The sequence below is a fragment of the Staphylococcus sp. GDY8P67P genome, from assembly GCF_017892545.1.
GTDB lineage: Bacteria > Bacillota > Bacilli > Staphylococcales > Staphylococcaceae > Staphylococcus > Staphylococcus ureilyticus.
This window is the reverse complement of record NZ_JAESLH010000004.1, coordinates 351,622-373,218: the sequence shown is the minus strand read 5'-3', so window position 1 is coordinate 373,218 and position 21,597 is coordinate 351,622. Positions and strand designations below refer to the sequence as shown.

The following is a 21,597-nucleotide window of genomic DNA, read 5'->3' as shown; positions in this document are numbered from 1 at the left end:
TATTATCAATAACGTCAAAGCAAAGGAGAGATTGTCATGACAGTAAATATAAAAGATTATGTTGATGAGAATTACGGATTGTTAATTGATGGTGAATTTGTAAAAAGTAATAGTGGAGAAACATTAGAAGTTGTTAACCCAGCCACAGGGGAGATACTCTCAAATATTTCCAAAGCTGACGAAACGGATATCGACAAAGCTGTATCATCAGCTCAAAGCGCCTTCGAATCATGGAGTTTAACTTCTAAAACGGAGCGTGCGGATTTATTAAGAAAAATTAGTGAAAAATTGATGGCAAATAAAGATAAGCTTGCAACAGTGGAAACGTTGAATAATGGTAAACCGATTCGTGAAACCTCAACAATTGATATACCGTACGCTGCAAGACATTTTAACTATTTTGCAAGTGTTATTGAAACACATGAAGGTTCAGTGAATGATATTGATAAAGATACTATGAGTATCGTACGGCATGAACCTATTGGCGTTGTAGGTGCTGTAGTAGCTTGGAATTTCCCAATGCTCTTAGCAGCATGGAAAATTGCACCAGCCATTGCGGCAGGGAATACAATTGTTATTCAACCATCATCTTCAACGCCGTTAAGCTTATTAGAAGCAGGTAAGATTTTTCAAGAAGTATTGCCACAAGGTGTGGTTAATATCGTAACTGGTAAAGGTTCAGAATCAGGTAATGCTATTTTTAATCATGAAGGTGTAGATAAATTATCATTTACAGGTTCAACAGATGTCGGCTATCAAGTTGCTGATGCAGGTGCAAAACGTATTGTCCCTGCTACTTTAGAACTTGGTGGTAAAAGTGCAAATATTATTCTAGATGATGCAAATTTAGACTTAGCTGTTGAAGGTATCCAACTCGGTATATTATTTAATCAAGGTGAAGTATGTAGTGCAGGCTCACGTTTATTAGTCCAAGAAGGTATATACGACGCGTTAATTTCTAGATTAAAAGAGGCATTTTCAAATATTAAGGTTGGAGATCCATTAGATGCGCACACGCAAATGGGTAGCCAAACGAGCGATGAGCAGATGAATAAAATATTGTCTTATATCGATTATGCTGAACAATCCAATGCTGAGGTACTAACTGGAGGTAAACGTATTGTCGCAAATGGATTAGATAAAGGTTACTTTATAGAACCAACACTTATTGCGGTTAGCGATAATAATAATAAGTTGGCCCAAGAAGAAATCTTTGGTCCTGTTTTAACAGTAATCAAAGTAAAAGATGATCAAGAAGCGATTAAAATTGCTAATGATTCTGACTATGGCTTAGCAGGTGGCGTATTCTCACAAGATATTACACGCGCACTGAATATTGCTAAAGCAGTCAGAACAGGAAGAATTTGGATAAATACGTATAACCAAGTGCCAGAAGGTGCACCATTTGGTGGTTATAAAAAATCAGGTATTGGTCGTGAAACGTATAAAGAAGCATTGAGTAATTATCAACAAGTTAAAAATATATTTATCGATACAAGTAATGAATTAAAAGGCTTATATTAAGTGTTTTTCTATAAATTTTGTGAAAATGATGATAAAAAGCAGCCGTAAAAATTAGAACTCTAATTTTCGCGGCTGCTTTTTAAAACGGTACATATGCTTTAAGAATCATGGTTCTTATATCGTGGAAGTCTTAAGTCTCATTTTCATGATCTACTTCCTTATAATTTACTGCATCATAATTTGTTTCAAGTTTACGCAATTCATCTCGAGTTTCTTTCTTTAATCCTTCACCGTAATCCATCATTTTTACAATATCTTTAAAAGCAGCATAAGGAATTGCCAATTCATCTATATCTTCCAAGGTTATATGCAAATCAATGTCTTCTGGTCTTTGTTCTTTTAATTTGGTAACAAAGTCTGGTTCAGTTACAAATGGTGATGACATGCCCACCATATCTGCATTTTGTAAGGCGTCTAAAGCGCTATCCGGAGAATTAATCCCACCACTAGCAATGAGCGGAATGCGTCCGTTAAGATATTGATAAACGACTGCATTGACATATTCTCCGTTATATTTTCCTTCAGAACGTACTTTGTTTTGATAGATTTGACGTCCCCAACTTGCAATCGCTAAATATTGAATATTGCCAGTTTCTAGCACCCAGTCTAAGTGACGGTTAAACTCATCAACAGTGTAACCTACATCACTACCTCGTGTTTCTTCGGGCGTGGCACGGTAACCTAAAATAAATTGTGGGGGTGCTTCTTGATCAATAACATTCTGAACAGCTTTTAATATTTCTAATTCAAAGCGTGATCTATTCTCTAAATTTTGACTTCCGTATGCATCAGTCCTTAAATTTGAGAAAGTCGAGAAAAATGTTTGAATTAATAGGCGTTGTGCAGCTGAAATTTCAACACCGTCAAATCCAGCTTTAATTGCGCGTGAGGTTGCATCTGCGTATTGTTGTACTACGGATTTGATTTTGTCTGGAGTCATAGATAAAACTTCATGCTTAATTGGTGAATTTAAGGTCATTGCACTTGGTCCGTACACCTGACCAAAGTTTAAAATTGCTTGATTTGAAAAACGGCCAGCATGCGTAAGTTGTAGTATTGCTTTGTTTCCGTCTTGTTTCATGGCTTTGGCTAAAGTAGTTAAGCCAGGAATACAACTATCATCAGTAATGCTAAAACCATATTCAAATAATTGTCCATAAGGTTCAATATAAGCGGCGCCAGTAACTTGAAGTGGTGCTGAATGTGCACGACGTCGTGCATAGTTAATATCTGCCTCTGTGATATGTCCGTCCTGTGTAGAAGAATTAGTTGTCATTGGAGATAAAACAAAACGGTTGTTTAAGACAATACCATTTGGCAAAGTGAGTGGCTTTAATAAAGTATTGTAATTCATATTCATAATTATAACCTCTATCTTCGTTGTTATTATTAATTTTAAAGTAACACTTAAATATAAAAGGGTCAAAACTAGGAAAAGTAAAAAAATTTTTAAGCAAAATCTAACAAAAATTCTCTATATCCGTTATCCTATAAGGTGTAGACAATTTAAAGTGGACGTATCGTATGTTGAATGATGCAAAGTGTATTGTAGTACTGCGTTGCATTTATCTTAACTGAAAGTTATAAGATACTCAAATATACTCGCTTTAAGTGCAATCGTTAACAAAGCATATTGTATGATGTATGATTGGTGGAGGTGGTAGTTCACGTGGTTCAATTTAATGTGTTAGATTACGCTGTGATTGATGAAGGCAAATCTGCCGAAGAAGCTTTACAAGATACTGTTCATTTAGCACAATTAGCTGACAAACTCGGCTATAAACGATTTTGGCTAACAGAACATCATAATGTACCAGCATTTGCATGTAGTAGTCCTGAATTATTAATGATGCAAATACTGAATAAAACACAGAACATTGCTCTGGGGTCTGGTGGGGTGATGTTACCTCATTACAGCCCGTATAAAGTTGCCGAAAACTTTCGTATGTTAGCAGCACTTCATCCTGAACGTGTCGATTTAGGTATAGGCAATAATGCAGGTACTGCTCAAGTGAAAGCAGCGATGAATGAAACAAAATCACATTTTTTAGACTACGGGCAGTCTATTGAAGATGTGAGACATTATTTAACAGAGCAACAGACGCAGCAACGGCATCATCGCGTTGTAGCACAACCAAGTACGACATTTATTCCAAGTATGTGGTTGCTCAGTACCAGTGTAGCATCAGCTAAAAAGGCAGGTGCTCAAGGTATGGGGTACACATTAGGTACTTTTCTATTACCTAATGCGAAAGCAATAGATAAAGCAAAAGATAGTGTGAAAATGTATAGAGACGCATTTCAACCATCGTCATTAAATATGGTGCCATCTGTGATGATTACTGTCTTTATTGCATTGGCTGATTCAGCAGAAGAAGCGGAAACTTTAGCCCAAAGTTTAGATATATGGTTATTAGGCAAGGAACAATTTGCTGAGTTTGAGCGTATGCCCTCTCCTGAAACAGCACGATCTTATCATTGTACAGAGAAAGATGAGCGACAAATCGCTCAAAGTCGTGCACGTATCATTGTAGGCACAAAAGAAAGTGCGAAGCCACAAATCGATCGTATGATTCAAGATTTTAATGCAGATGAAGTCATGGTGGTACCTTTGATACCGAGTATTGAAGCACGTTGTCGAGCTGTTGAATTGCTTGCAGAAATATATTTATAAAATATTAATGAAGGGAAGTATTCATGATGAGAAAATTAGCGAATTATTTATGGGTAGAAAAAGTAGGAGCACAATATGTTTATAGTATGACACCAGAGTTACAAGACGATATAGGTACCGTTGGTTACGTGGAATTTATAGGGGACGATGAAGTAAAAGTAGATGATGAAATCGTAAGTATTGAAGCTTCTAAAACAGTCTTAGATGTTCAATCTCCATTAGCTGGTACAATTGTAGAACGAAATACAAAAGCAGAAGATGAACCAACAATTTTGAATTCAGAAAAACCTGAAGAGAACTGGTTAGTTAAATTAGAAAATGTTGATGAAGCAGCATTTAACGCTCTACCAGAGGCATAATATATGCAACAACAAGAACGCTTAGCTTATTTAATTGAATATTTATGGCGTGAAGCACACGGTGAAGCAACTTTAAATTTGCCAGAAGATGAACCAACGCGTTGGGAAATGTATAGAGGGCTAACAAATGTAAGAGCACCCCAACCCATTGCTGACACTTATTTAGACGTGCAAGATGCATATTTACAAGCGATGAATCGTCAACATGTTACGCATATTGATACATTGTCGCCAATGATTGGTGACGATGTATTTTTATGGCAAGGAGATATCACTCAACTCAAAGTAGATGGGATTGTGAATGCAGCAAACAGTCAATTACTAGGTTGTTTTGAAGCCAATCATAATTGTATTGATAACATCATTCATACTAAAGCCGGGGTACAGCTACGTTTGGCATGTCATGAAATCATGGAAGCACAAGGGAAAAAAGAAGGTATAGGAAAAGCTAAAATAACATCAGGATATAATTTGCCAGCCCAATATGTAATTCATACAGTAGGGCCGCAAGTTCGCAAATTGCCAGTATCTGTGATGAATAAAGATTTGTTGGCGCGCGCATATCGAAGTTGTTTAGAAATTGCAAAACAACATTCACTAAAAAGTATAGCGTTTTGCTGTATTTCTACAGGTGTGTTTGGCTTCCCACAAGCAGAAGCTGCAAAAATAGCCATTAACACCGTATTAAATTATAAAAAAGAGTATCATTTGGATGATATAAAGATAGTTTTTAATGTGTTCACTGATACCGATGCACAATTATATAAGGAGGAGCTAAAACGTTATGACTGAACCAACATGGCGTGTCATGTCAGCAAATCAAAGTTGCCAATCTGACGTATTAGCACAAGCTATAGATGAAGCGGATGCAATAGTTGTTGGCATAGGGGCAGGTATGTCTGCATCAGATGGGTTTACGTATATAGGAAAAAGATTTACTCAAAATTTTCCGGATTTCATAGAAAAATACGGATTTTTTGATATGTTACAAGCAAGTCTGCATACATTTGAAAGTTGGCAAGAATACTGGGCATTTCAAAGTAGATTTGTTGCATTGAATTATTTAGATCAACCAGTAGGTGCATCTTATGTTGCGCTAAAAGAAATACTAAAAAACAAAGCGCATCATATTATTACTACTAATGCAGATAATGCGTTTGCAGTAGCAGGATATGATTTGAACAAAGTGTTTCATATTCAAGGTGAATATATCCTATGGCAGTGTAGTCAACATTGTCATCCCCAAACCTACCGAGACGATGAGGCAATCCGTCAAATGATTCAAGCGCAATCAAATATGGAAGTACCGCGTGAACTCGTGCCACACTGCCCTAAGTGTGATGCACCTATGGAAATTAATAAGCGAAAAGCACAAGTCGGTATGGTAGAAGATGCAGATTTTGAGGCACAATTATCTCGTTACAATCAGTTTCTTGAAAATCATAAGACAGGCAAAGTCTTATATTTAGAAATTGGTATTGGCTATACTACACCGCAATTTGTGAAGCATCCTTTTCAACGTATGACAAGGCAAAATCCTGATGCATTATTTATGACATTAAATAAAAAAGCATATAGAATTCCTCAAAACATACGCGAAAGAACGATACATTTAACGGACGATATTTCGACATTAATTTTAGAAGCAAATAATAAATTAACAAAGTAGGAGAAAACTATGTATTTAATTGAACCGATTCGTAACGGTGAATATATAACAGATGGTGCAGTTAATACTGCAATGCAAGTCTATGTTAGTCAAAATATATTTTTAGATGATGATATTTTATTACCTTATTATTGTGATCCAAAAGTGGAAATAGGTCGTTTTCAAAACACAGCAGTAGAGATTAACCAAGATTATGTAGATGAACATGGTATACAAGTGATGCGTCGTGAAACAGGAGGTGGCGCAGTTTATGTGGATCGTGGTGCTGTGAATATGTGCTGTCTTTTACAGAATGATCATTCGATATATGGTGATTTTCAAAAGTTTTATGAGCCAGCAATTAAGGCGTTACATAATTTAGGTGCTACCGAAGTCATTCAAAGTGGACGTAATGATTTAGAGATTAATGGAAAGAAAATTTCTGGCGCTGCTATGACTTTAATCAATGGACGTATCTATGGAGGTTACTCACTTTTATTAGATGTTGATTACGAAGCAATGATTAAAGTTTTAAAGCCGAATCGTAAAAAAATTGAATCTAAAGGAATTAAATCTGTTAGATCGAGAGTTGGAGCTATTCGCGAACATTTAGCAAATGAATATCAAAATATTACAATACATGAGTTTAAAGACTTAATGATTAAACAATTATTGGGCTTAGACGATATCAATGACGTTAAACGTTATGAATTAAGTGAAGCGGACTGGCGTGCGATAGATGAAATGGTGACAAATAAATATAAGAATTGGGAATGGAACTATGGACGTTCCCCGCGCTATGAATATAATAGAGATGCGAAATTAGCGGCAGGTACCATTGATATTACACTAGCTGTTGAACATGGTCGCATCAAGGCATGTCGTATTTATGGTGATTTTTTTGGTCAAGGTGATATTAGAGAAGTTGAAAAGCAACTTATCGGTGTTCGAGTTGTTAAAGCAGATTTGTTTGATGCTTTAAGTAAAATGGATATTCCTTACTATTTCGGTAAAACGTCAGCAGAAGAACTTGTTGATTTAATTTTAAGTTAATACTAAAAGGAAACATTAGCTGAAAGCAATGTAGCAGTACATGACTTATATACGAGCAGTTATTTCTTGGGAAATAGCACAAAAAAGGATTAAAGAGTTGTTAGCTAAACATATAAAATTGTCGTGAAATATTCAAATGTAATGATAGAAAAGATGATGAAATGAACAAATAAACTGTGACGTATTATGTTTTATAAGGTTGGACAGGTAAATGCCACAGCCATTAATATCGTTATAGATGATTTAATGTTATGATTCAAAAATTGTAGATATTTCATTATAGACAATAAATTTTTATGATAAAAAAGGGGAAATTTATGAATATAGGTATAGTTGGAGCCGGAAAAATTGTAAAAGAAGCATTGCCAGTGATGTCAGAGATACCAGGAATTCATATACAAAGCATAGTGACTACTGGACGTAATCCTGAGAATGTAGCTCAATTGCAAAAGCAATTTGATATTAAACAAGTCTTTGAAGATTTTCAAGCGTTTATAGAAGATGAAAAGATAGACACTGTTTATTTGGCTGTTCCCAATCATCTTCATTTTGATTACGCACGTAAAGCTATAGCAAAAAATAAGCATGTGATTTGTGAAAAACCTTTTACATTAACCACAGAGGAGCTTACCATACTTAAAGATTTAGCAGAGCAACAAAAGGTGATTATTATTGAAGCGATTACCAATTTGTATTTAAGTAATTATGATGTACTTAAGCAAAGTATACCAGAAATTGGAAATTGCAAAATTGCTCAGTTCAACTATTCACAGTATTCCTCAAGATTTGATGATTTTAAAAATGACATTATTCAACCCGCATTTGATCCGAGTAATGGTGGCGGTGCATTAATGGATATTAATGTTTACAATGTTCATTTAGCAGTAGGCTTATTTGGTAAACCTAATAAAGTGACATACTTTGCAAATATTGAAAAAAATATCGATACTTCTGGTATCTTACAATTAGAATATGAAGAGATGAAAGTAGTTTGTATTGGGGCTAAAGATTCTAGTTCTGATAATCAATCTTATATTCAAGGAGATAAAGCAACAATCAATCTTAAAGGTCCTACAAATGAGTTGAATGCATTCGAATTAAAATATCACACTGGTGGTACACAGTATTATCAGGTGAACGCACACAAGCATCGAATGTACGAAGAATTTGTGAAAATTGAAAAAGTAATTCGGGAACAAAACATTATATTTGCAACAAGACAATTAGAGCATAGTATTCATGTACTAGATGTGTTAGAGCAAGCATTAGCGAGTGCCAATTTAAGTATTGGGCCTTCAATTAAGTAAAAGTTGAGCACAACTGAATTGATAAAATTAAAAATAATCGCTTAAAAGACAGAAATAAGTCGTCAATCCTGTAATTGATAACTATTTCTGTCTTTTTTTTATAAATAAAAGTTCGGAATTTACGTTGTTTAAAATATTAAAATGATATAATATGTGTAGTGTAATACTTATTTGTGATTTAAATGTTTTTGTCTTTGAATTGATTAAGGGAGAGGGAGATAATTCAATGAAGGTATGGAAATTTATAGTGATATTATTTGTGACCGTATTAATGATGTCAGCTTGTAACAGTGGTTCTAACAATGAGAAAGAAACAAATGAAGGTAAAGAAAGTTCAAACAAATCAAAAAAGCATACATATAGTGATGTTGATTATCCAAAAGATGGTGTGAAAGGTATCTATGTAACACCGGATTCAGCAAAAGGGGAAAATTTTGAAGAACTTATACAATTTATAAATGAAACTGAATTAAATGCCATGGTAATTGACGTTAAAGATGATGAAGGAAATATAACGATGGACTTTAAAAGTGACAATAAATTGATTAGCAGCAATACAGTGAATCGTGTTGACGTAAAAAAAATCATAAAAGCAATGGAAAAAAACAATATTTATCCAATTGCACGTATTGTTACATTTAAAGATTCTAGATTGTCTGAAGAAAAACCTGATTGGTCATTTAAAACGTCTGATGGTAATGTTTGGGAAAGTGAAGGCGGGGATAGTTTTTTAAATCCTTTTAATGATAAAGTATGGAAATATAATATTGCAGTTGCAAAAGAAGCGGCTAAAGCAGGATTTAAAGAAGTTCAATTTGACTATGTTCGATTTCCTGAAGGATTTGAAAACAAAGATAAATCACTACAATATTCAAATGGAAAGTATAAAAATAGTGATTTAAACCATGTTGAGCAACGTGTAGATACGATTACTAATTTTTTGAAAACTGCACGTAAAGATTTAAAATCATATGATGTTCAAACATCTGCGGATGTTTTTGGTTACGCAGCTACGGTTAAAGAAACACCAGGTATTGGGCAAAGCTTCCCTAAAATCGCCAAAAATGTAGATGTCATTTCATCGATGATTTATCCTTCTCATTGGAGCCCAGGAGATTTTGGATTAGAAGCGCCAGATACAGAACCATATAAAACAGTGGATCGTTATCTTGATAAAGAAAAAGAAGCACTGCAAGGTATCGACCCTAAAAAGGTTAAATCTCGTCCATGGCTTCAAGATTTTACAGCCTCTTATTTAGGAGAAGGGCAGTATAAATCCTATGACAAAGCGGAAGTAACTGCACAAGTACAAGCGTTAAAAGATCATAATATTCATGAATTTTTATTATGGGATGCTTCTGCTGACTATACGAAAGGCGCCGATTACAATCCATCAAAATACACCAATCCGGATGCTCAAAAGCCAGAAAACGCTAAAAGTAATTAAACATATTAACTACTAAGATGAAGTAAGCCTATAACTGAAATTTATAGAATTTCAGTTATAGGCTTATTCTATTAGGACTTATGTGGCATAAGGTTTAAGAAATTCAGTCAAATTGTATATGTTTTTGAATCTCTTGATTAATATGATTGTATACATGTAAGAATGGTTTATTTGCTTGAATTGCAGCGTTTCTCACATCTTCAAATTCTGGTTTTGCCTTAATTATTTTTCCATTTAACATGGCTGTTTTTACTAAAATCGCTCCATAATTTGTATGAATTGTTTCGAATTGTCTATGGAGTACTTTACGATTAACCGTGTAACTTCTAATTCCTAATGTAGATGTATTTTTTAAAACATAGTCTTCGAAAAATTGTGCATTTTCTAATTTACAAATGACTTTGATTTGAGTGGCTGGTCTGCTTTTTTTCATGGTGATAGGTGTGAAGTATGCATCTAATGCACCATCTTCTAAAACTTGTTCAAGAAAGTAACTTAACATCTCAGCAGACATGTCATCTATCTGACTTTCTATTACTTGGACTTGTGTTGGTGTATTGTCTTTAGTTTTAAATTGAATTGCTCTTAAAATGTTTGGAAAATCAAAGTCTTTGGTGCCACTTCCATAACCAATTTCTTCTATTGTGACAGAAGGTAAAGGACCAATTTTAGATGCTAATGCTTTAATAAAAGCTGCTCCGGTTGGCGTCGTTAATTCGCTATTAATATCAAAAGAAGCAAGCGGTATACCTTTTAAAATTTCTGCCGTTGCTGGTGCAGGCACAGGATATAATCCATGAGTGATATTTATTTTACCTCCACCTGTTGGAATTGGGGAAGCGTGTAACTCATCAATTTTCAAATTTTCTAAAGCAAGGCAACCGCCGATAATATCGATAATGGAATCCATAGCGCCTACTTCATGAAAATGTACTTCTTCAACGGACATCCCATGAATTTTAGCTTCTGCGTGAGCAATCGTATCAAAGACTTTTTGGCTTCGTACTTTAACTCTTGCGGGTAAATCACTATCCTGTATCATTTTTGTAATATCAGAAGCTGTTCTATGGTGTGTTGTTTCGCTAAAATCAATATCTAGTTGTTTGGCTTGAATACCTTGCTTGGTTTGATTAGAAAAGTGCAATTTAAAATCATTAAGTGGCAACTTTTGTAAATGAGATTCAATGTAAGCTATATTTGCACCTAAGTCTACTAGAGAAGATAGCAACATGTCACCTGCAATACCCGCATGGCAATCTAAATATATTGTATTCGTCATATCATTCACTCCATCCCTTAATGTTGTTCCAACATATTGACAATCATAGCAGCGTTATAACCACCGCCAAAGCCATTATCAATATTAAGTACACTAGAACCAGGTGCACATGAATTGATCATTGATAATAATGTAGTGATACCATCTAGATTTGCACCATAACCAATACTTGTTGGTACGGCATAGACAGGATGGTCAACCAAGCCAGCAACTACACTTGCTAACGCGCCTTCCATGCCAGCTATTACTACAGATACATTGCAATTGCGAATATCATCAATATGAGCGAAAAGACGGTGGATACCAGAAACTCCAACATCGTAAAATCTTTTTACTGAGATTCCCATTACTTCTGCTGTTATAGCAGCTTCTTCCGCTACAGGAAGGTCAGACGTACCTGCACAAATAATAGCAGCTTGACGTTGTGTCTTGGTAATATGCTCTAAAGATGTACAAACGATTTGTGCTGTTGCATGATGTACCAATTGAGGATATGTTTCACAAATAAAATGGGCTTTTTCATTATTAACACGAGTAATTAAAATTGTTTCTTCGTGTAATATTAATGAGTGAATGATTTTCACTAGTTGTTGCTCAGTTTTACCTTCGCCAAATATTACTTCTGGGAATCCTTGTCGCTTTCTACGATGTAGGTCAATTTTTGCAAAACCTAATTCATCATATTGACTTAATTCTGATTTAGCCTCAGATATTGATAATTGATCTGATTTTACTGCTTGCAATAATGATTCGATGGAATCATATTTATCTGTCATAGTTAAACCACCTTTATACTATAGCGTTAAAATTAAGATTGTATGACCTCATTCATACTACCAGTACGATAGCCTTCTAAATCAATTGTGACATAGTCAAAGCCAAGCTCTTTAAGTCGTAGTGAAATTTGGTCTTTATGTTGAATTATCGTAACAATATCTGTTTCATCAACTTCGATACGTGCTATGTTGTCGTGATAACGTACTCTCACGTTATTAATATCTAAATCTAAAATGAATTTTTCAGCTTCATTAACTTTATTAACTTTGTTGAAACTAAGTGGTTCACCATAAGGGATACGAGAAGCTAAGCTACAAAGTGCAGGCTTATCCCAAACCGGTAAGCCATTTGATTTGCTTAGTTCTCGTACTTCATCTTTATAAAGTTCAACTTCTTGTAAAACGCTTCTCACCCCATATTCAGATCTCGCTTTAAGACCTGGTCGGAAATCTGAAATATCGTCCATAATCATGCCGTCTAACACATAATTGAATCCAAATGTTTTTCTTAACGCTTCTAGTTTTGCGTATAATAAACATTTGCTGTAATACCAACTGTCGGGTGTGTTTTTTATGATGTGAGGGTCTTTTAATTCTGCTATTTCCGTCTCTACGATATCTGCATTTAACGTATTTCCAAGTTCTATAGCCTGATTAAATTCTTCGTTTCTAAATAATTCTGATTTAACTATCACTGCTTTTACATTATTGGTACCTAATACATCAATTGCTTTTTTCAGAACTAAGCTACTATCGACACCGCCTGAAAAAGCAATAACTACTGTCTCCATTTCTTTTAAAAGCATTTCAAGTTTAAATTCTTTATTCTGTAATTTAGTCATCATTTAAATTTCCTCCTTAAATATTTTTGGACGTATTGAAAATCATGATTCTACATACGGTATGGTAAGTGGGCCGAGTGGCATAACGCCAATAGTCATGTCTTTCCCATATTGTCGTTCTAAAGTTTTTAATGTTGCTTCAATATTTGAAACAGGATGTAACATAGCATCTTTTGCTTGTTGATCAGTTAATTTGGAATATAAATACACATTGGCAAAAGTTTGAATCACAGCTTGTTTTTGAACTTGCCACTGATCTAGCATGGAGAAGTTTGGATCATTAATCATTTTGACAAGTGCTTCTGGGGTGTCTGCCATTTTCAGTATTTCTGCATAATTACCATGATTTGGAAAACCATCGCTGCATTCAGATAACATGATAATACTGCCGCCTTCTTTAACCACTTTATGAGCAGCACTCATTCCTTTAACTGTTTGATATAAATTTTGGTCAAGTGGATAACCAGAATTAGATGCGATAACGACGTCAAAGCGATGGTCACATTTGAACATAGCGTGTTTTTTAGCATAAGCACATCCCAAATCATGTGCTTTATACAGTTCTCCAGCAAAGACTTCTGTAATTTCTTTTTCTTTGTTCAATGTTACATTGAGCATAAAGTCAGGTTTGCACATGGCATTAATTTCTCGAGTCATATCTTGTACTGGATTGTCTGTCATATTCCCCCAAGTAGAACGAATATCACCGATCATTTTGGCATTGTGAAATGTCATAATCGTTTCTATACCTGCAATACCAGGCATGATTCCTTTTGGTCCTCCTGAAAATCCAGCAAAGAAATGTGGTTCTATAAAGCCAGTTACAATTTTGAAATCAGAATCTACATAATCTTTGTTTAAATAAACATCACAGCCGTATTTACTATGGCCAACTTTTTTTAAAGTTTGCTTATCATTACAATGATTATGTACAATTCTAATATTGTTTACGATATCTTCACCTAACATTTGTATCAATTCATCTTTAGTTTGATCTCGATGTGTACCAGTACCATTAATGATAACAATATTTTCTAAAGGTACATGTGCAAGGCATTCTATAATAAGAGGTACAAGTATATGATTGGGTGTAGGGCGCGTGATATCACTAATAACGATTGAAACAGTCTGATTGGATTTTACTAAATCTTCCAGCGGATCCGAATTTATAGGATTCTTTAATGCATCACGTATGGCTTGTTTATCATTTTCGAGTGCAGGTATAGGTGTTGGCTCTATTAAGACGCAGTTTTCAGGTAATTCTATATTAAGGTTTGACTTTCCATATAATATTTCTGTATTCAAGGTCGATCTTCCTCCTTATATGAAGCGCTTTCATAAAAATGTGATTTTATTTCCGCATTAGAATGTATTTGGGTCGATTGAGTAACATATTCCTTTGTTCCATATATTCCTTTACTTTTTTGATACCTATCAATCAATATGACTGCTATTGGACATAATATTGCTGTAGTAATAGCCGAAATTGAAATTTGTGCTGTGGCGATAGGTGCTACTTTCTCAATCATAGCATACTCACTTTGACTCAGATTACCATTTGCGAGCGCCGTAGAAGCAGCAGCAACTACTGCAGCAGGTGTAGATACTGCGTTACCTGCTGTAGATGATTCAGAAATTGGTGCAATTACACTCTTTTCTTTAAATATTTTAAAGGCAATGATACCAGTAAATGCGGTACAAATAAAGGTTAATACTGCTAACGTTAAGCCTCCTGATAATACGGAAAAATTAAAGAATTCAGCTAAATTCATACCAGCACCTAAAGAAAAGGCGAAAAAGGGGATGAGTATGGTTTCACCTGGACGTAAAAACTCTGATATTTTAGGGTCAAGATTGCCTAATATCATGCCTATACTTAAAGGTAAAAGCACAGAAATAAATGAAATGATTGGAAAGCTTGTACCAATAAATCCCAATGAAATCAAAGTTAACAATGGTCCGTCATTAATAGCAAGTATGGACAGGCCACCAACATCTGAACGATTCCCATAAGTACTTGTTAAAGCAGCATACATGCCACTATTACTATTTGTCATTGCTGCGATGACAGCTATTGTAGACAAACCGAATAGTCCACTCCAAGGGTCAAATAATGAGCCTAATAGGAGTCCTACTGCTAACCCAGAAAAATATTTCGTTGTTGTTAATAGCATACCTTTTTTTAAGGCCTTACCGCCAATTTTTAAATTCATTTGACTTCCTACACAAAATATAAAAAGTGCAATTAAGACAAGAGCACTATCTTTGAATAGTTCTTGTGAAAAACCCCCAATTTGAAGCATTTCGTAATATCCTTGTTCAGTTTTAGGTGCGCCCAGTGACTTAAGTAGGTTCATTATAGGAGTTAAATGTAATTGGTCAACGGTGTTTATTGTAGCGCCTAAAAGCAACGGGACTACCATCAATCCTCCAGGAATTTTTTCTATTGTATCTTTAATTCTCATAACTAACATCCCCTTAATATGTTATTGGTTATGGAAAAATGTTTTTACAATATTCTTGGTTGTTTGTTTTATCAATTTTTCCGACTTTGAAAATATTTCTTCTAATGACATAGGTCCATTACTTAAACTAAATGCGCTGAGTATACCACTGTCTTTTAAGTCTTTTTCATCTACTTCTACTGATCCTCCTATAAAAATAACTGGTACATTATACTTTTTAGCACATTTTGCAATGCCAATTGGTGCTTTACCATAAAAAGATTGCTGATCGATTTTTCCTTCTCCAGTAAGGATTAAGTCTGCTTGCTTTAAGTATTTCTCAAATTGTATATATTCCATAACTACCTGGATACCCTCTTTAAAGTAACTTGGGAAAAATGCTTTGAAAGCACCTCCTAAACCACCTGCTGCGCCAGCACCAGGTAAATCGTGTAGCCTTATGCCTGTAGTGTGTTCAACTAGATTAGCCCAATGAGTGAGGTTATCATCGAGTTGATGCATATTTTGTGCAGATGCACCTTTTTGTTTCCCAAAAATAAATGATGCGCCATTAGGTCCTACTAATGGATTTTGAACATCAGTCGCTATAATAAAATTACAATAAGCGATTCGATGATCAAAATTCGATAAGTCAATTTGAGCTAAATTTTGTAGTTCTCCACCTCCAAAATGTATTGAATGATTTTGGTTATTCTTTAAATCTGCTCCTAAAGCTTGCAACATACCTGCGCCAGCGTCATTTGTAGCTGAACCACCAATCGCCAGGATGAAATTTTGATATCCGTGATTCAAAGCATGTAAAATTAATTCGCCTGTACCATACGTTGTCGTATATAAAGGGTTTAATTCGTCTTGATCTAAATGCTTTAATCCTGAAGCTTCTGCCATTTCAATGACACAAGTATGATTATCTAAAATACCGTATTGAGCTGTTACTTTGTCACCAAGTGGTCCGGTTACACTGACTGTAGTAAACGAACCATTTGTTGCATTTATTAATGCTTCCATTGTTCCTTCGCCACCATCACCGATGGGTAAATCATGAATGGTAGATTCAGGGAAAACTTCTAATATAGAATCTTTCATATACTTGGTTACTTCGCTTGCCTTCATACTTCCTTTAAATGAATCAGGTGCTAATATGATTTCCATTGTGAATTTCTCCTTTATAAGAAAGCGTTTTCTAAAATGTATTGTTCTAAGTTTAACGATTTTACTATTTTGGAAAAAGGGTTAAACTATACAAAAATAATATTTTAAATTTGTATATAAATAACAAGTGGTGAGATAAATGGATATATTGACTGAAGAAATGGCAACGTTAATCGTTAATGAAACAGCTAAAAGAACCAAAACTAACATTAATATTATGAATTTTAATGGAGTAATTATTGCGTCTTTCGATAAAAGACGTATCGGTACGCTACACGAAGGTGCTATAGAAGTGTTGAAACAAGAAAAAACCGTGGTAATTAACCAGAAAGACAGTTTACATCTTAAAGGTACGCAGGCAGGTATTAACTTACCTATTATTTTTCAAGATAATATAGTAGGTGTTATCGGTATTACAGGTAATCCTAGTCAAATTACACATGTAGCAGAATTAGTTAAAATGTCTACAGAATTGTTACTTTATCAGAATTATTTTACATATGAATTGGAAGGGCAAATACGGAGTCAAGAATTATTTATAGAGGAGTTGTTAAAAAGTGAATCATCAAAATCCTTTATTCAATATTTAATGAAACAACTCAATATCGATTTATTAACCTATAGAAAATGTATTATTATCGATATTGAAAAGCAGATTTTTTCTAGAAATAGCATTGTACGTTCATTAACGAGTAGGATAGACGCCCGTTCATTTACAATTGCATTTACGAATTATAACCGTATTGTTATTCTTGCTACTGCTCAGTCAGTGCAAGCTTTAGATAATAAAATCAATCATATATATCAAATATTTCAAAACTTAGAGCTTAATGTTCAAATGGCTTCAAGTCTTATGTTTAAAAGATTAAAAGATTTTAAAAATGCATATGAAGAGTGTGAGTTAGTGTTTATGTTGGCTGAAAATGAAAAGGTTGTAACCTCATTTGAAGATATAGAAGAAAAAACACTTTTATATCAAATTGATAAGAACATAAGAGAACGATTTAAAAAAAGAATATTAAGTGATGTGGGTCAACAGAGTATCGATACACTAAAAAGTTTCTTTGAAAATGATTTAAATATAACGCAAACTGCTAAAAAATTGTATATCCATAGAAATACTTTATTGTATAGGTTAGAAAAATGTGAAAAAGAAACAGGATTAAACCCAAAAAAATACTCTGATGCTGTTAAATTACAGATTGCAATATGGTGTTAGCGAAGAAAGCAATAAAATCACTTCATTAGAAAGTTTAGTAAGAATAATAAAAAGGTTAGACACATAAAAAAACACTTTGAAGCAATCAAAGATCAATCATACATGTAATAGATGAGCTGCTAGCATGCAACGACATACAAATTTTAAAAATAATAGCAGTCTAAACGGATAATCATTTTAATATTTTAATTATGTCATACGATAAAAAATAAAAAGTCTTAAGCAATACGATGAACTCGTGTTGCTTAAGGCTTTTTATATGCTTTTTTTTAGCTCAGTAGGTTACGAAAGTGAATGATAAAGAGCAACCGTTAAAATTTTGGTTGTTTTTTATAAAGTAATATGACATACTCTATAATAATTAGTATGACATATTAAAAATTTGAGGTGAATCAGTATGACAAAATATATTTATGCATTTGATGAAGGCAATAAAGCCATGAAAGATTTATTAGGAGGTAAGGGAGCTAATTTAGCTGAAATGAAACGGTTAGGGTTACCTGTGCCGGACGGTTTTACGCTTACTACAAAGGCGTGTATTGAGTATTTAAAGCAAGGCGCTCACCTTTCAGATGAATTAGTTGGACAATTACATGAACAATTAGAAGCATTTTCACAACGCACTCAAAAATCATTTTCTTCTAAAGAATCCTTATTATTAGTTTCTGTAAGAAGTGGCGCAAAAATTTCCATGCCAGGCATGATGGATACCATTTTAAACTTGGGGTTGAATGATTTTAATGTTAAAACATTAGCAGAAAAAACAGATGATGCACGTTTTGCATATGACTGTTACCGTAGATTATTACAAATGTTTGGCGAAGTCGTATACGGCATACCGATGACTTCATTCGATACATATTTTAATCAATATAAAGCACAACACAATTACCAAAATGATGCAGATATTCCAGCTGAAGGATTAGAAGAAATATGTGATCATTTTAAAAGTGTTTATTTGGAAGAAGTTTATAGACCATTCCCACAGGAACCAATTGTACAATTAACAGAAGCAATTGAAGCAGTTTTTAAATCATGGGACAATGATCGCGCACGTGTATATCGTCAATTAAATGAAATACCACACGATATTGGCACTGCAGTTAATATTCAGGAGATGGTTTTTGGTAATAGTGGTGCACAAAGTGGGACAGGTGTTGCATTTACGCGTAATCCAGTAACTGGTGAAGCAAAATTGTTTGGTGAATATTTGTTGAATGCTCAAGGAGAAGATGTTGTCGCTGGTATTAGAACGCCAAAAGATATCAGCACATTAAAAGCACAAATGCCTCATGTTCATCAACAGTTTTTAGAAGTTTCTCAACAATTAGAAAAACACTATAAAGATATGCAAGATATTGAATTTACTATTGAAAATGAGCAACTATATGTCTTACAAACGCGCAGTGGTAAACGAACTGCTAATGCAGCCATTCATATTGCAGTAGATTTAGTCGAAGAAGGTATTATTTCTAAAAATGAAGCAGTTATGAATGTAGAAGTAAAATCAATTGAGCAATTATTACATCCTAATTTTGATGATAAAGCACTTGAGAGAGCTACAGCTGTTTCGAAAATGGGACTTCCTGCTAGTCCGGGTGCAGCGAGTGGTGAAATCGTGTTTTCTGCTGAAACTGCAAAATTCAAAGCTGAACAGGGATATAAAGTAATATTGATGAGACCTGAAACCTCACCTGAAGATATTGAAGGTATGGTTGCAAGTGAAGCGATAGTTACCACACATGGTGGTATGACTTCCCATGCTGCAGTTGTAGCTAGAGGAATGGGTAAATGTTGTGTGACAGGATGTTCAGACGTTGAAATTAATGTTAAGGATAAAAAAGTAACATATCCTAACGGAACATTAAACGAAGGGGACATTATCTCAGTTGATGGCGCTAAAGGTGATATTTATTTAGGAGAAGTTGAAACGATTAAAGCTGAGAGAAGTAAGGCTTTTGAACAATTTATGCAATGGTCAGAAGAAATTGCAAGATTAGATGTTCGCATGAATGCAGAAACATCACAAGATATTCAAGCTGGCTACCAATTTGGTGCGAAAGGTATTGGTTTAGTTCGTACTGAGCATATGTTTTTTGGCCCTGAACGTTTGATTGAAATGAGACGTTTCATTTTATCTGATACACAAGATAAAAGAGTGAATGCTTTAAATATAATTAAACAATATCAAAAAGAAGATTTTGAAACGATATTAAAGTTATCTGGAGAACGTCCGACGATTATCCGTTTATTAGATCCACCTTTACATGAATTTTTACCTAACTCAACAGAGGAAAAAAATAGTGTGGCAAGCCAACTCAACGTGTCTGTTGCAGAGTTAGACCATTATATGGAAAGTTTAAATGAAGTTAATCCAATGTTAGGGCATCGTGGGTGTCGCTTGGCGATTACTTACCCTGAACTTTATATTATGCAAGCAGAAGCTATTATGGAAAGTGCATTGAAACTTAAAAAACAGGGCATTGATTGTCAACCTGAGATTATGATTCCGCTCGTATCAACTGTTTCAGAATTCACAACTTTAAAGACACAAGTTGTTGAATGCATTGAAGCTTTACAAGCTGAAATGGGAGTAAGTGTTCACTATATGATTGGAACGATGATTGAAACACCAAGAGCATGTCTAATCGCTGGAGATTTAGCACGAGAATGTGATTTCTTTAGTTTTGGCACAAATGATTTAACACAATTAACGTTTGGTTTCTCACGTGATGATGCTGGTAAATTTATTAGCGCTTATTCAGAGCAAGGCATATTAACAATAGACCCATTCCAAACACTTGATATAGATGGCGTTGGACAATTAATTAAGCAAGCGACAGAGCAAGCAAAAGCCACAAATCCAACGATAAAAATTGGCGTATGTGGAGAATTAGGCGGTGACCACAAATCAATTCAATACTTTAATCAACTAGATTTGGATTATGTATCATGTTCTCCATTTAGAGTGCCAGGAGCCTTATTATCAACGGCTCAAAGTGAAGTCGAAGGCGGTAGATTACGTGTTAAATGATAATGATAGACCACAGTTAACGCTATTCGTTGTATCTGATTCTATAGGTGAGACAGCACAGCGAATGATTCATGCGACCTTAACACAATTTCCAGATGTCACGCGTATAGAAATTAAAAAATTTCCTTTTATCAAAAATCAAGATGAATTACTCAATGTGCTTTCTTTGGCTAAGGCGCGTGGTGCAGTCGTTATAACGACTTTAGTTAATCCAGAATTTAACATAAAAGGTCAGGCATATGCTCAAGCGCAACAAATTCCATATGTTGATTATATGTCTGATTTAATTAGTATTATTCAAGAACATACGAATTGTTCACCCATCTTAGAAAGTGGTGCTTTGCGCAAGTTAGATGACAACTATTTTAAAAGAATTGAGGCAATGGAATATTCTGTAAAATATGATGACGGTAAACATTTTACGGATATAGGAGAAGCTGATGCTTTGATTTTAGGTGTTTCTCGAACGTCAAAGACGCCTTTAAGTATGTATTTAGCAAACAAAGGTTATAAAATCGCTAATATCCCTTTAGTTCCAGAAGTGGATATTCCAGATGAGGTCTTTAGAAATAAAAATTTAAAGGTATTTGGTTTGACTGCGAGTCCTACCTATATCTTGAATATTCGTACTGAACGCGTGAAAGTATTAGGTTTACATGGACCTACAGATTATAATAGTGTCGATAGAATTAAAGAAGAACTAATGTATGCCGAAGAAATATTTGCTAAATTAAATGCTACAGTTATTAATACGGAATTCAAATCGATTGAAGAATCAGCATTTTATATTGAAAAGTTTTTATAAAGATGAAAAATTG

General features: G+C 34.4%; 18 protein-coding genes. 11 read left to right on the top strand and 7 right to left on the bottom strand.

Translation table 11 applies throughout. The features are described 5' to 3' along the window. Positions 1–36: 36 nt before the first annotated feature. Entirely contained in the window at positions 37–1,524 is a 1,488-nt protein-coding gene (locus KA833_RS01760; RefSeq protein WP_046206593.1) for an aldehyde dehydrogenase family protein, read from the top strand. A 130-nt stretch (positions 1,525–1,654) separates the two neighbouring features. On the opposite strand, the gene KA833_RS01755 is transcribed toward KA833_RS01760, so the two are convergent. Then, entirely contained in the window at positions 1,655–2,884 is a 1,230-nt protein-coding gene (locus tag KA833_RS01755) for an NADH-dependent flavin oxidoreductase (protein ID WP_210128295.1), read from the bottom strand. A gap of 309 nt (positions 2,885–3,193) precedes the next feature. Here KA833_RS01755 and KA833_RS01750 point away from each other — a divergent pair, with 309 nt between their 5' ends. The 7 genes from KA833_RS01750 to KA833_RS01720 all read left to right on the top strand — a co-directional run bounded on the left by KA833_RS01750 (position 3,194) and on the right by KA833_RS01720 (position 10,012). Continuing rightward, a complete protein-coding gene (locus KA833_RS01750; protein ID WP_046206595.1) occupies positions 3,194–4,198 on the top strand; it encodes an LLM class flavin-dependent oxidoreductase in 1,005 nt (334 codons plus the stop codon). 26 nt (positions 4,199–4,224) lie between these two features. Then, the gene (locus KA833_RS01745) at positions 4,225–4,557 is read left to right on the top strand and encodes a glycine cleavage system H family protein (protein WP_210128296.1); all 333 of its coding nucleotides are present in this window, start codon (positions 4,225–4,227) and stop codon (positions 4,555–4,557) included. 3 nt (positions 4,558–4,560) lie between these two features. After that, positions 4,561–5,349, top strand: coding sequence for a protein-ADP-ribose hydrolase (locus tag KA833_RS01740; RefSeq protein ID WP_210128297.1), 789 nt, complete (start codon positions 4,561–4,563; stop codon positions 5,347–5,349). After that, on the top strand, positions 5,342–6,226 hold the full coding sequence (locus KA833_RS01735) for an SIR2 family NAD-dependent protein deacylase (protein WP_046206598.1): 885 nt from the start codon (positions 5,342–5,344) through the stop codon (positions 6,224–6,226). Before KA833_RS01740 ends, KA833_RS01735 begins: the two co-directional genes overlap by 8 nt. Before the next feature lie 9 nt (positions 6,227–6,235). After that, positions 6,236–7,258 carry a lipoate--protein ligase gene (lplA, locus tag KA833_RS01730; protein WP_070658069.1) on the top strand — a complete coding sequence of 341 codons (1,023 nt, stop codon included), beginning with the start codon at positions 6,236–6,238 and terminating at the stop codon, positions 7,256–7,258. 317 nt (positions 7,259–7,575) lie between these two features. Continuing rightward, entirely contained in the window at positions 7,576–8,565 is a 990-nt protein-coding gene (locus KA833_RS01725; RefSeq protein ID WP_210128298.1) for a Gfo/Idh/MocA family protein, read from the top strand. Between the two features lie 226 nt (positions 8,566–8,791). Further along, entirely contained in the window at positions 8,792–10,012 is a 1,221-nt protein-coding gene (locus KA833_RS01720) for a putative glycoside hydrolase (protein ID WP_210128299.1), read from the top strand. A 103-nt stretch (positions 10,013–10,115) separates the two neighbouring features. Here KA833_RS01720 and larC read toward each other — a convergent pair whose 3' ends face one another. Genes larC through KA833_RS01690 form a run of 6 tightly spaced genes read right to left on the bottom strand, consistent with a single transcriptional unit; the run spans position 10,116 to position 16,526 of the window. Continuing rightward, the gene (gene larC, locus KA833_RS01715; protein WP_210128300.1) at positions 10,116–11,291 is read right to left on the bottom strand and encodes a nickel pincer cofactor biosynthesis protein LarC; all 1,176 of its coding nucleotides are present in this window, start codon (positions 11,289–11,291) and stop codon (positions 10,116–10,118) included. Positions 11,292–11,308: 17 nt separating this feature from the next. Continuing rightward, positions 11,309–12,067 (bottom strand): nickel pincer cofactor biosynthesis protein LarB, encoded by a 759-nt coding sequence (larB, locus tag KA833_RS01710; RefSeq protein ID WP_046206603.1) that lies wholly within the window; start codon positions 12,065–12,067, stop codon positions 11,309–11,311. A 32-nt stretch (positions 12,068–12,099) separates the two neighbouring features. After that, positions 12,100–12,909, bottom strand: a complete 810-nt coding sequence (gene larE, locus KA833_RS01705; protein WP_046206963.1) for an ATP-dependent sacrificial sulfur transferase LarE — start codon at positions 12,907–12,909, stop codon at positions 12,100–12,102. Positions 12,910–12,951: 42 nt separating this feature from the next. After that, positions 12,952–14,214 carry a nickel-dependent lactate racemase gene (gene larA / locus KA833_RS01700; protein WP_210128301.1) on the bottom strand — a complete coding sequence of 421 codons (1,263 nt, stop codon included), beginning with the start codon at positions 14,212–14,214 and terminating at the stop codon, positions 12,952–12,954. Then, positions 14,211–15,374 (bottom strand): 2-keto-3-deoxygluconate permease, encoded by a 1,164-nt coding sequence (locus KA833_RS01695; RefSeq protein WP_210128302.1) that lies wholly within the window; start codon positions 15,372–15,374, stop codon positions 14,211–14,213. The genes larA and KA833_RS01695 overlap by 4 nt, the downstream gene beginning before the upstream one ends. A 21-nt stretch (positions 15,375–15,395) precedes the next feature. Then, positions 15,396–16,526: a glycerate kinase gene (locus KA833_RS01690; protein ID WP_210128303.1), complete on the bottom strand. Its 1,131-nt coding sequence runs from the start codon at positions 16,524–16,526 to the stop codon at positions 15,396–15,398. Between the two features lie 139 nt (positions 16,527–16,665). On the opposite strand from KA833_RS01690, the gene KA833_RS01685 reads away from it, so the two are divergent. From KA833_RS01685 to KA833_RS01675, 3 genes are all read left to right on the top strand, one after another. Continuing rightward, positions 16,666–17,745: a CdaR family transcriptional regulator gene (locus KA833_RS01685; protein WP_070658055.1), complete on the top strand. Its 1,080-nt coding sequence runs from the start codon at positions 16,666–16,668 to the stop codon at positions 17,743–17,745. Between the two features lie 397 nt (positions 17,746–18,142). Beyond that, positions 18,143–20,779, top strand: coding sequence for a pyruvate, phosphate dikinase (gene ppdK / locus KA833_RS01680; protein ID WP_210128304.1), 2,637 nt, complete (start codon positions 18,143–18,145; stop codon positions 20,777–20,779). After that, positions 20,769–21,584, top strand: coding sequence for a pyruvate, water dikinase regulatory protein (locus tag KA833_RS01675; protein WP_064209154.1), 816 nt, complete (start codon positions 20,769–20,771; stop codon positions 21,582–21,584). Before ppdK ends, KA833_RS01675 begins: the two co-directional genes overlap by 11 nt. Positions 21,585–21,597 lie beyond the last annotated feature (13 nt).